The organism is Oceanospirillum sp., from assembly GCF_982874595.1.
On record NZ_CEYNZH010000007.1, the window covers coordinates 57,091 to 69,664 of the forward strand.

The window sequence follows — 12,574 nt, forward strand, 5'->3', positions numbered from 1 at the left end:
TCTCTCACTGATTCATATCCTTTAGGGGATTTTTAACATACCCTTTAATGGTTTGATTGCAAGGGATCTACTTGTAATCTGTGACGTACATTGAAAAAATCCGGTACTGTAATCTGGAATAAAAATTAGGGAATCCATGTTCACATCTGCAATGCGTAACCTTTCATCCGGTGTGATGTTAGGCCTGATAGGAACGGTACTTTCGTTATCGTTTGCATCCTTACTTTTTGGTGGCAGCGGTTACAGTCAGTTTCAGGCGGGTATTACGACGCTCCTGATGACGGCGGTAATAGCCACGCTGGTAATAGGATTGTTCAGCTCCCGTGTGGGCATGGCGGCAATCCCTTTGCCAAGTGCCGTGGCGATGACGGCGGCTTTGGTGGCTGAACAGGCCATTGAGCAGCAGGATATCCGACTGATCATGATCTGCGGCACCTTGTTGGCGGCGTTTGTGATGATTCTTATGGGGCAGGCTCGACTGGGACGGGTGATCCGATATCTTCCTTTGCCTGTCCTGGCGGGTTTTTTGGCGGGTGTGGGTTGGCTGTTTTTCAGCGGTGGGATTCGACTGGTTCAGCCTGAGCTGCTGAGCCTGGAACTTGTGCTTAATCCTTCAGTTTGGCTGGTGCTGTTTTTTGGTGGCATGCTGTTTTTTGCTCAGAAGAAGTTGGGTGGCTCTATGGTGTTGCCCACCGGATTTCTGACACTGGTTTTTCTTTTTAACCTGCTTGGGGCTGGTTTCCCCGAATGGTCTGGCAGTTGGTTTTTTGAGGGTAAGACGCTCTCATTCTGGTCGATGAACTGGTTGCCACATTATGATCGGATCACTGTTTCTGATGCCACCAATCTTCCTTGGGGGGGGATTTTGACGCTGGCGATGATCAGTGTTTTTTCGATGCTGCTACAGGCTACATCGCTCGAATTAGCCGTTGGTGAGAATGTTGATCTCGACAGGGAGCTTAAGGTTGCTTCCGGAGCCAATCTGTTGACCGGGCTGATGGGCGGTACCGTTGCTTCTCTTTCGCTCAGCCAGACAACTCTGAATCATCAGATGGGAGGGCAGGGTAAAGCTCCGGTGATTATTGCGGCTGTTGTGCTTTTGCTGTTCTGTGTTGCCGGTAATGCTGTCTGGGCGTTTTTGCCGCTGCCTGCGGTTGCTGTTGTGCTGATTTATCAAGGCCTGGTCTTTATGGATCAGTGGCTCTATAAATCCCGAAGCCGTTTTGGTGCGATGGATTACCAGATTATTGCGCTGATCTTTGCCGTGATTATTTTGAGTGGTTTTCTGCCTGCGGTCCTCCTGGGTACGCTGATTACTATCCTGATGTTTGTTCGTCAGTACAGTCGGTTACGTGTGATTCACCACAATACGGATGCAACAACCCTGCGTAGTCGGGTTGAGCGTCCGCTCCGCCATAAGAAAGCGTTGGAGAAATATGGTGATCGGGTACGTATTGTCCGTCTGAAAGGCTTTCTCTTCTTTGGTACGGCCTATACGCTGCTTGAAGAGCTGAAAACCATGCTTCAGCCGCCCTGTGTTTTTATGATTCTGGATTTTTCCCGAGTGAGCGGGACCGATTCATCCACAGCGAATGCCCTTTTGCGGCTGCATCAGGCTTGCGTGCAAAAGAAGATCATTCTGATTCTGACTGCCGTGCCCTATGAGCTGAAGCAGCTGCTGGAGTCCTCTGATCTGAACATGCTGGAAGATGGCGAGGAGACGAGCCTGACCACACGGGGGCTTATGGATACCGTCGGTCTTTTTGTTAACTGGGATCGTGCTCTGGAGTGGTGTGAGAATGAACTGATCAGTCGTTTGCCCACCAATGAGTCTGGCGAATATACCCTGGAATCCGTTCTGAAAGAGCGTTTGGATCTATTGCCTTACGAAGTTGTTCACCTGGTGCGTTATTTCGAGCCTGTTGAGGCACAGACTGGGGAAACGTTTATTCAGCAGGGTGATAAAGCTGATTCTTTGTATCTCATCACTAAGGGTAAGGTCGATATTGAACTTGAGATTGGTGAGGAGAATCGTCAGCGTCTCAAAACCATGATGCCGGGCACTATTATTGGTGAGATGGGCGTTTATACCGGTGGCGTTCGCACGGCTTCAGCAACCGCTGTTGTGGATACTCAGCTGATGCGCCTGACGGCCAAATCTCTTCAGGAAATGGAAACCCACAACCAGCTGATGGCGGTACGTCTGCACCGTTTTGTGGTGATGTTGCTGACTCAGCGACTGAGCGACTCTAACAAGGTTCTGGAAGAGTTGTTCGATTAAGCATCATTGGTTTGATCGATAAAAAACGGGCCGGTTACTGATCTGTAACCGGCCCGTTTTGCTTATAAGCCTATACGCCTTCCTGCTTGTTTCCTGGTTAGCCCATGTGGATTCGCTTACCGTCTACCTGCACATCTTTTCGGGCCTTGATGATGGTGTGTTCGGCACGAAGAGAGGCGGTTTTGTCGACACGCTGAACAAGGCTTCCGGCTTGTTGCTGATCAGCTTCTTTGACAACACGGTCACTTCGGGTAAAGCGCTGCCGGATGGTCTCAGCTTTTTGCTCAACCCAGTCTGCGATAAACTTTAAGCGCCCAACGTTACTTTCCGCTTCTTTGGCCTGAAAAAATAGACTCAACGTCCGGAAACGAGTTGATAGATTATTAATGGCAAGTTTCTCGGAGTTCAGCTCCAGTTGGTCTGGTGTTTGAATCTGAACGCCATTTTGACCATTAATTTTAATCGCACCATCAGACGTAATACAGAGATCTTCTGCTATGGCTAATTGCAAAGGCAGGTCAGAGGTCCGGGATAATATTTGACTGATAAAGCAATCCTGAGGGGTTACAGTCAGAAGAACCAGATCTCCTATTTCGGGTTTTGCTAGGCAGTCAAAAGCCCGTTTAGCTTCAAAAGGTAAGCCTTCAGCTAAAACCGAATAGTTATCCTTAGCTACCTCGTTGATTGTTCCGGATAAAAACCTGACCTCAGAAATAATCGGTGCATTGTCAGATATTGTGCCCACAGGGTGTGATGTTACGTTTTGATTTTGTTTCATGGTTTACCCCATCAACATCACTTTATTTTGAGCTGGCTTTAGCGTATTGCCCGGTGGTCCATTCTGAGGTGAACCGTTTTGTCCGGTAATTGCACTCATCTTGGTCGCAGGCTGACCTTCAATCATGACCTTGGCGCTTCCCATCAGGTGGCGGCACTCAGACATGATTTTGCTGGAGATAAGTCCCCCTGCAACCCCGGCTGTATCTCCCATACTTAATGGAATGATGGTTTTAAGGGAGTGTCCCGGCATATTGGCAATCATCACTTTCTTTGATGCTGTGCCGGGATTGGCCATCATGCCCTGGGCCTGATTTGGAAAGGGTGTCGGAATCGGAGGTGCAGGCGGTGCCGGAACTTTGCAGACATCCGGCATCATCATGCACATATGACCTTGTTGATTATTCGCAAACATAGTCTGCCTCATCTCCCATAAATAAAATGACTGTTGGTTGTCGAAGCGGTCAGTTAATGAGCCTATTTCTTTGGCGCTGGTTTTTTCCAGCTTTCGGCATCAAGTTTCTTCTCATCAGTCTGAAGTGCTGATTTACGGTTAGAGCCGCTCCAGTCCGTATCTTCTTCTGTAATATTATGCAGATTGCAGCGTTCCAGTTCGCAATGACTGATGACAGCCTGACTCAGATTCGCGTTGCTCAAATCCCCATAGCGGAGCATACAACCGTCAAAGTTGGCATTTTGGGCATCAACATCCGTTAGTTGAGCCATTTCAAGGTTACTTCGGCTTAGCCTCGTTTTTACCAGCGTAGTGCCCTGGAAACTGCTTTTATCGAGCTGACTGTTTGCCAGATTGCTTTCTGACAGATCGACCTCTGAAAAAAGCGCTCCGGTGGCGATGACGCTTTGCAGGTTGGTTTGCCTGAGATTTGAGCCGGTGAAGTTCGTTTGAACCAGCTTTGCTTCTGACAGGTCGCATTGGCTGAGATTAGAGTTCAATATCTGGGTCATCGACAGATCTCTTCCGGCAAGCGTGGCCTGACTAAGATCGCATTCGCTGATCAGCAGCGTCTCCAGGCTGTTTTCCCTAAAAGGAAAAGGCTGTAGTTGGCAGTTAAACAGGCTGATTCTGAAGAGGTTACCACCGGTAATCAGGCTGCTATGGAACGTATGCTGAGTAAACGACGCATGCTCTAAATCGGCATCGGTAAACTTACAGGTGTTCCACTGACATTCATTGAACCCTGCCTGTTTGAACAATGGCAATGTCAGTTGGCAGCTTTCAGTGATCGTCTGATGCCATTCACTATTGCTGAAATCGCATTTTTCAAAAGTACAGGCAATGAAGCGACAGCCGATAAAATTGCAGTTCTCGAAATCATTGGCCGTGAAGGTACATTGGTCAAACAGACAGTTGACGAACTGGCCGAAGCGCCAATCAATCTGGCTGGATGAGAGCCTGCTGAATGCGCAGTCATAGAAGCGGCCATAAGCCATATCAGCCTGAAATAAGCTTTTCTTTGCCCATTGTAGTTGATTGACTTCCTGGTCTGATTTGACCTTAAGTTGAAGCTCTTGCTGAGTCTCAGGTGGGTTCTCTTGAGCAGAATTTGTGTTCATTTAAGGATGCCAGTCAGCCAGGATTGTCTGGTTAAGGTTTGCTCTGAAAAAACTATTATCGCCCAATATAGCCTGATAGAAATCGACACCATAGAGGTTTGCTGAGTCGAACTCTGTTCCGGTCAGCCGCGCGCTGATCATTAAGGCGTTCATCAGGTTGCTGCCATAAAGATCCGCAGCGTTAAGGTTGCTTTTGGTCCAGACACTTCTTGGGGCGTTAATACGGTTCAATATAGCTCCATTGAGTTCTGTATCGCAGAAATTAGCGTTCTCCAGTCCACATTCCGATAGGTTGCCTTCATTTAAGCTGGCCTCTGCAAAGCTGGCATCATCCAGCTTGCAGGCAATAATTTTGGCTTTGTTGAGGTTGCACCCGCCCAGAAAGCGGGCGTTGGTCAGGTCAGAATCCAGAATAGATATTGCGGGTAGTTCACAGCTAACCCAGCTGGCAGCGATGCCTGTACACTTCTCTAAATGACACAGGGATAGCGAGCAGTCATAGAAGCTGGATTCATCAAAAATACATTGTTCGCCGCTGACCGAATCAAATTTTGAACCGGTATAGTTACTGTCTGCCCCGTTGATCTGCAGTGCTTTTATGTTGCTAAGGTTGCATTCAAGCCATTCACTTTTCGAGATGTTTGTATCGTTCAGACTCACATTATTTAACGCGCAGCTTTGCCAGTTTGATTCGCTAAGATCAGACCCCGTAAAGTGGCAGTTGGTAAGTTGGCAATGTTCAAAATGAGTGGATTTGAGGTCGCAATCATTAAAGCGGCAGTCAACAAATTGGCACTGTCGAAATGACCAGCTAACCAGTGAAATCTCTGAAAGGTCAAGCTCTGAAATGACGGCGTTTGTCATTTCCTGGTCGTTAGGCATGGCTTCTTTATTCTCAAGAAGCTGCAGAAACATATCCGTATTCATCGATCACCCTTTAGTATTTTTTTGATCGACTCTTTCAGCAGGTCGATTGCAATGTCGTCGGGAGAAGGCGGTTTATCCTCACTTTGCGGTGTCAGAGGATGCAGGCGATTAAGCTCAGCCATAACGGTATCAAGATGCTGATCGACCTCTTCAGCAGGGATGCTCTTAAGGTCATCTTCTGAAGCCTTTCCTGCTAAGGTTCTCTTAAGCGCCTGATGCTGTTCATCGGACATGCTGTCGGGTTTGTTGGCAAGCTGATCCTGTAAGGCCTGCTGCCCTTGCTGTGTTTTTTGTTCTGCTAATTGGCTGGCTTGCGCCGGGTTGTCCTGAATGCCATCCAGGGCGGCCAGATCTTCTGAGTCCGGGAACTTTTCTTTCAGTAGGGCCATAAGAGCGGCTTTATCGTCGCTTTCGTCATTAAGCGCATCATCAAGTTGCTCCGGAGATATACCGAGTTGAGCGAGGGCTTCCTTAATTTTTGCCATAGCGCTCTCAAACTTCTGGGCGACTTCTTCCGGGCTGGGGCCTGCATCCGCAGATTCAGAAGTTACAGAATCCGGGGAGGCGCTTGCAGATCCTCCTGTGCCGCCTTTTGCTGCTGCCGCTTTAGCGGCCGCAGCCAGTAAGCCGCCTAGCCCCAATGCTCCAATAGCAGCTGTTCCCGGTGGCAATGGCGCGGGCTTTTCATCGTCTGGGGTGCTGAGTTTGCTGAGTGCTTGTCGTGATATAAAAAGCGTGGATACGCTTTCGGGTCTCAGTGGTTGGTAATTCTCAATCTGATCATCATCCAGAAGGTCATTCACTCTTGCGTGAGCGTGTTCCTGATAATGTGTTATGGGTTCCTTTTCTTCATTTCGGTCAGTGTAGGCTGCCTGCAGTAAACTGACTTCTTCACCATCGAATGTCCCGATGGGAAGTTCAGCCCGAGCTATTAAAACCGCCATGTTTGCTTCCGGCAGAAACAGGACGGTATCAGCAGGGCAGTCAAGCAACTGATCGGGTTTGTTGCTCACCTGGGCCAGTAAATGGAAATGAAAAGCCGGTAACCGTCCTTCGATTTGCCTGAAGGTCGGGTGCATATTTTTGATCAGATAGGGTTCGTTCCCCTGAAGATGATGGGGAAGCCATTGATCCGGTGCAGCCTGCATGAAAAAGTCAGGCTGAAGGTTACTGGCAAAAAAGGGAGCTTCATGCTTTTGCCAATGATCACCGTAACTGCCCCAGAGTTTCTTTCGCGGCATCCAGTCAACACTGGTTGCGCCTAGGCTGGCCGGCTTAGGTGTATGACCGGGGCGGGAAACCAAGTCATTATGGTACTCAACCTGAGGTAATGGATCACCTGATGAGGGATCAAAGCCGATACCGATTGGGTTTTGCAGGTAGTTGTTCCCACCAAAAGCGTTACCGTAACTGATTTCCAGCTCGGTGATCGGTTCTGGTATCGTCGGCGTCAGAATTTTTCGCCAGAAGCGGGGACCTGTAACGGTAAGTCGTTTCTTTAGATCCTGAAACCGGATTTCAACGTCACCGGCGCTGACGGCAAAGCCATCAGGCGCATGAAACTTACCATAGACAAGATACTCGGCTTTCGGCTTGGGGAAGCCGATATCGAACACGGCATCGTTGGCGATATTGTCAGCAATAGCCTGCCACATATCCTGAGCAGAGTAGGGAAGCCCGGTTATTGCTGCGGGTTCGTAGCCGTTATGCAGCGGGACACCCATTAACAGAGTAACCGCAAGTCGCTGTTGATTCTTCCAACCGTAAGGGTAGGTTTGGATAGTGATTTCTGGTGGTGTGATTAGCTGCATATCGGATTAGCCCAGTTGAACCAAGGTGCCCTTAACAGACACCTTTGTACTGGAAGTAAGATCAACTCCTGCGGAGGCGACTTTAACTGAGTTACCACCAGACTTGATGGTTGTTCCTGTGCTTGCGATTGCAACAGTGTTATTGTTTTTCCCTAAGTCAACCTGCGCTGAGTCGATTTTTGCGGATTCTGATGCAGAAACTTCAAATTCTTTAGACGAAATTTTGGATGTTTCCGTTGCTGTAGTAGTAACATTTTTTCCTTTGAGAGTGAGATCGTCATTGGCTGTAATGTCAGTTCTTTTTGTGTGGCTCAACGTTGCTTTTTCATCGGTAAGTTCAAGTTTTTGAGTATCAGAGGCACTTGTTTGAAGGCTGAGGATGGATTTTTTGTCGCCATGCGACAGTTCTAGCTCTGCTTTTGGAAAGGGTTTGTATTTGATTTCAAAAAAATTTGAATCGATATCTTTAACTGATTGGGCAAGCGAGGCTATTCCAGCTGCCACTCCTGCCCCAGTAACAATACCTGTTATTGGGGTGGGTAAAACTTCGCCTGATACGGCTGTGAAAGTTGTTCCAGCCTTTAGGTCTATCGACTCTTTGACACCTTTCTCATATTCACCGGCGAAAAATTCGATTTCTCTGGCTGCCTTAGAAAGGCTAAGACCAATTCCGGTTAAATCGACACTCATTCTAACAAGGCTGGCATCCAGCTCTAAACTAAAACCTGACAGTTTGGCATCAATATCTGCGCCATACACTCCAGCTGAAATATTTGATGTTAAGGCTTGCCCTTCCATGGCTGCATGGCCGACGTGGACAGAATAGGATTCACCATAAAGCCTGTCTTTAGCTACTCCCCTTTGATAGTCATAAGTATCACCAATAGTTTTAGAGGTCAGCATTTTATCAATATCGTCATCGCTAAACTTTTCGTCGATCGGAAAGTTACCGTCCCAGTCGGTTACGCTGTCTGGATCTACGTAGTTGATCTCGTAGGCATTTCCATAGCTAAAGTCTTTAGAACCGCCAAAGGTATGGGTATTACCATCGTTCCAAAAGTACTTTTCACCGAATTCTCTTTGAATAAAGTATTCTCCGCTTCTTTCTTCCGCAGCCGTCATTTCATCCCCCAGCATGCCGGTGTCATCGGCTTTTTGAAAAGTGGTGAGGTTGCGTTCATTTAATAGGTCTTTTGCAATGTCGCTTCCATCCAGCAAATTGAGCGGTTGTGTTCCTGACACGTTTGTTCCGTCAGTCATATCTGCAGAATCTTCACCTTCAGCCGGTGTGGGGGCTTCGTGCAGGGCATCGCTTAGATTTGAACTGGTCACAAGGGTTACTTGGTAACCTCCGCCTATTTCCTGATAGTAGCCGCCGGATGTCATCATCATGATGCCGTTACCATTGATTGGGTTGGCGGCACCTAGGTGAAAGTAACTGTTACTGTTTGGCGAGTAGAGTTTAATACGTTCGGAGTCAGCCTCATCCTCCATCTCAATGATGTTGTTGGCCGCTGTTTTGATCTTATTTTGTGTGTGGTTGTCTTCCCGGACAACGCTGGGTTTCGATGCATTAGGGACTGCACCGGTAATCACAGGCCGATCTGGGTCACCACCGATAAAACTCAACAACACTTCAGCACCTTTCAGCAGGGGGAAGTGCATGCCGCTGTTATCACCGGCGTTGGGCTGTGACATGGGAATCCACCATGATGCCTGCGCACCATCGCGTCCTTTACGATCAAAAGGTAGGACAACCTTATAACGCCCCCGGCGGTCCAGATGAGCATATTGACCATCCCCTTCAGAATCGACGATAGCATTCAGGACACCATAGAAACGGGGTTTATCTGTACGTTGTTCAGGGCGAAACTGAACGTCAGCATTAATGGCCTGAATCGTGTTGCTGTAGGGCTGTTCGTTGATCTGATGGATCTGGCTAAGGTCAGGAGCATAACCGTTATGACTGACACTGATAGGGGTGTATTCGCAGTTAAGTTTGCCAAGGGGGTGGCAGGTTAGGCTTAACGGGAATGCCGGACTAATTTCAACATCTAGGGAATTGCCAAAAAAACGCGTTTTCTGCATTAAAAGCTCTTCAGCACGAATATCTGCCAGTTCCATTGCTTCATCGAGATCCAGAAGATTGTCGCAATAACGGAAGACTTCTCCCATACCGTTGTCGTCAATAAGTGCTTTTGCAGAAAGATCAACTGATGGTTGGTCATTGTTATAGTCTTTTACAATAACTTCTTTTGGAACCCTTTGGTTATTTTGGGTCCACAGGAAGATTACCGGAAAACCTTTTTTGTATGAATTGCCTGTAATAGAAGAATAGATGGCATTATGTTTTTCTGCTGGGTGTTGATTGTTTTTATTACAAAAGATGACTTTTGTTTTTTGGTTGTTTTCTTCAAAATAAAAATAAACCCCTTCGCGTTCAGTAATGCGTTTCAGGAAATTATAGTGACTTTCACCAAATTGACAGCGGTAGTCCCATTTTCGGTAGCTGCTGATCAGGCTTAGGTCATATTCATCTGAAGTTAGTCCTGCTTCGTCAAATAGTAATATCAGGGTTTCAGAAAGATTGAGACCTAAATAAACTTCGTTGGTGGTAAATTGCGTTAGCAGCCAGAGACGGGGCACTAAAGTTGCTTCATATAAGTAGCCATTTTCTGTGGCCTTCAGGTAATTAAAATTCGATAAAATACCGTTAAAACTGCGCTTTTTGCCGTATCCTTCTATGGTGAATGTGCAATTGCCCTCAAGTAACGCATCAGTATCCAGTGCATCGGAGTGGCTGATAAGCTGGATGTCAAACTGATAAAGATCCCCCAGACTTTCTGTGCCGTTAAACTGCAAAACTCGAAACTCGTCGCTGACAATGCTATCGCACTGGAATGAAAAGTTGACATCGGACGAGAGGCTCATATTGTTACCTATATATTACTAATATTGTGAATGTGGGCATTGCTCATAGTGTAGCAGTCTATTTTCTAGCGATTGGCAAGTGCATAACTACATCAGTCGAGTATGTTTTTGAAACGGTTGTGATGCAATATTATGAACTCGGTCATAAAAATGTTTAAAACTTTATTTTGTAATTTACATTGTTTTTACTTTATCTTACAAAGGTTAAACGTAAGTTTGCCCTAAAGTTTTGCACTGCATTGGGTCGTCAGACATTGATTGGTGGTGCCAGGGCTTAACGATAATAAACCCGGAGTAGTGACGGATGGCTAGCAAAAATTCAGGGTCGGTGGCACCGAAGGAAAGAATTAATATTTCCTATCGCCCGGCTACTGGCAGTGCAAAAGAGCGTGTAGAGCTCCCTTTTAAGGTTTTGGTGATGGGGCAGTTTACGCCTGCTTCTGATGCGGAGTCTCTTGATGAGCGCGCGATTAAGAATATCAATCGCACTAATTTTGATGAAGTAATGTCCGCTATGAATCTGAAGCTGGATTTTGCAGTTCCTAACAAATTAGATGCCGATGGTGACGATATTGCGGTCAGTTTAGACCCGAAAAGCCTGAAGGATTTTGAGCCTGATAGCATTGTTCAGGCTGTCCCAGAGTTGCAGAAGGTTCTTGAGCTACGGGAGGCTCTTAAAGCTCTTAAAGGGCCGTTGGGTAATACTCCGAAAATGCGTAAAACGATCCAGTTGATGTTGGAAGATAAAGATTCCCGTAAGCAGCTGATGCAAGAACTTGGTCTGAAGAAGTAGGGGCGGCAAGATGAGCGAAGAGACTCAGGTACAGGAAAACACGCAATCTCAGCCTTTGGTGGGGGAGATTCTTGAGTTTACCCGTCTTGCTGAGCAAGACGAAGGTTATGAGCTGGCCCGTCAGGGTGTTGAAGCAATGCTTTCCGAGCTATTGACCAAATCAGAACCGATTGAGCGGGTTGATAAATCACTGGTTGATCAAATGATTGATGAGTTGGATCAGCGCCTTGGTCGGCAGTTGGACGAAATTCTTCATAATGATGACTTTCAGAAGCTTGAAGCCGCTTGGCGTGGTCTTGCGTTTTTGGTAAATCGTACAGACTTCAATGAGAATATTCGTGTCGAACTTTTAAATGTCGATAAAGACGAGCTGTTGGAAGACTTTGAAGATGCACCGGAACTGAACCAGACGGCGATGTTCCAGAAAGTATATACCGAAGAGTATGGCCAGTTCGGTGGAGAACCCTATGGTGTTCTGGTGGGGGGGTATGAGTTTGGCCCAAGTGCTCAGGATGTTAAGTTGCTGGAGAGTTTATCTGGTCTGGCCGCTGTGACCCATGCTCCTTTTATCGCATCAGCCGGCCCATCTTTCTTTGGCCTGAACGAGTTTGATGAGCTGCCGGATCTGAAAGAGCTGGATTCTATGTTTGAAGGCCCTCAGTACCTGAAATGGCGCGGCCTTCGCGATACCGAGGATTCACGTAATCTTGGTCTGACTCTGCCGCGTTTTATGGGGCGCCTTACCTACGGTGAGAATAAGCCGGTTAAGAGTTTCAGTTATACTGAGGAAGTTGATCAAAAGTCAGATTATCTGTGGGTTAATGCTGCATATGCTTATGCAACTCGTCTGGTGGACAGTTTTGCTCAATACCGTTGGTGCCCCAATATAATTGGACCTCAATCAGGTGGTGCCGTCACAGACTTAGCGGTGCATCTTGTAGATGTTGATGGGACATCTGTTCTGAATGGTCCAGTGGAAACCTTTATTTCTGATCGCAAAGAGTACGAACTCTCTGAGTTGGGCTTTATTCCTTTGACTCAGCGCAAGAACGCAGATAATGCGACCTTTTTCTCCTCAAGTTCTGTACAGCGCCCTAAACAATTTGGCACTGAGCCTGAAGAACGCCAGGCCGAGCTGAATTACCGTCTGGGTACTCAATTGCCTTATCTCTTTATTATCAATCGGTTAGCTCACTATATTAAGGTTTTGCAGCGAGAAAACCTTGGCAGCTGGAAGAGTAGGGCGGATCTTGAGGGAGAGTTAAATAAATGGGTTCGGCAGTATGTTGCTGATCAGGAAAATCCATCGCCAGCGACAAGGAGTCGTAGACCCTTAAGGAAATCTCAAGTTACTGTTACTGAGATTGATGGCGAAGCTGGCTGGTATCAGGTTGGTCTGGAGGTTACGCCTCACTTCAAGTTTATGGGGGCTAACTTTACTCTATCTCTGACCGGTCTTTTGGACCGTGTTTAACCCCT

The 12,574-nt window shown here is 47.1% G+C and carries 9 protein-coding genes; 3 read left to right on the forward strand and 6 right to left on the reverse strand.

Annotated features, from left to right (window positions below; genetic code table 11):
* Window positions 1-136: 136 nt before the first annotated feature.
* Complete coding sequence (locus AC4GL5_RS05000) at window positions 137-2,281, forward strand: SLC26A/SulP transporter family protein (RefSeq protein ID WP_490381693.1); 2,145 nt, start codon at window positions 137-139, stop codon at window positions 2,279-2,281.
* Between the two features lie 97 nt (window positions 2,282-2,378).
* On the opposite strand, the gene AC4GL5_RS05005 is transcribed toward AC4GL5_RS05000, so the two are convergent.
* The 6 genes from AC4GL5_RS05005 to AC4GL5_RS05030 form a co-directional block, all read right to left on the reverse strand.
* Window positions 2,379-3,059: a DUF3540 domain-containing protein gene (locus AC4GL5_RS05005; RefSeq protein WP_490381694.1), complete on the reverse strand. Its 681-nt coding sequence runs from the start codon at window positions 3,057-3,059 to the stop codon at window positions 2,379-2,381.
* A 3-nt stretch (window positions 3,060-3,062) separates the two neighbouring features.
* Window positions 3,063-3,473, reverse strand: a complete 411-nt coding sequence (locus AC4GL5_RS05010) for a PAAR-like domain-containing protein (protein WP_490381695.1) — start codon at window positions 3,471-3,473, stop codon at window positions 3,063-3,065.
* A 62-nt stretch (window positions 3,474-3,535) separates the two neighbouring features.
* Window positions 3,536-4,633 carry a pentapeptide repeat-containing protein gene (locus AC4GL5_RS05015; RefSeq protein WP_490381696.1) on the reverse strand — a complete coding sequence of 366 codons (1,098 nt, stop codon included), beginning with the start codon at window positions 4,631-4,633 and terminating at the stop codon, window positions 3,536-3,538.
* Window positions 4,634-5,560, reverse strand: a complete 927-nt coding sequence (locus tag AC4GL5_RS05020; protein WP_490381697.1) for a pentapeptide repeat-containing protein — start codon at window positions 5,558-5,560, stop codon at window positions 4,634-4,636. It lies immediately after the preceding gene.
* Window positions 5,557-7,371, reverse strand: a complete 1,815-nt coding sequence (locus AC4GL5_RS05025; protein ID WP_490381698.1) for a DUF2169 family type VI secretion system accessory protein — start codon at window positions 7,369-7,371, stop codon at window positions 5,557-5,559. Before AC4GL5_RS05025 ends, AC4GL5_RS05020 begins: the two co-directional genes overlap by 4 nt.
* Before the next feature lie 6 nt (window positions 7,372-7,377).
* On the reverse strand, window positions 7,378-10,302 hold the full coding sequence (locus tag AC4GL5_RS05030) for a type VI secretion system Vgr family protein (RefSeq protein WP_490381699.1): 2,925 nt from the start codon (window positions 10,300-10,302) through the stop codon (window positions 7,378-7,380).
* A 304-nt stretch (window positions 10,303-10,606) separates the two neighbouring features.
* Between AC4GL5_RS05030 and tssB the strand changes: the two genes are divergently transcribed.
* Together tssB and tssC are read left to right on the forward strand one after the other, a co-directional pair.
* Complete coding sequence (gene tssB, locus AC4GL5_RS05035) at window positions 10,607-11,095, forward strand: type VI secretion system contractile sheath small subunit (protein ID WP_490381700.1); 489 nt, start codon at window positions 10,607-10,609, stop codon at window positions 11,093-11,095.
* A gap of 10 nt (window positions 11,096-11,105) precedes the next feature.
* Window positions 11,106-12,569 carry a type VI secretion system contractile sheath large subunit gene (gene tssC, locus AC4GL5_RS05040; protein WP_490381701.1) on the forward strand — a complete coding sequence of 488 codons (1,464 nt, stop codon included), beginning with the start codon at window positions 11,106-11,108 and terminating at the stop codon, window positions 12,567-12,569.
* Window positions 12,570-12,574: the final 5 nt, after the last annotated feature.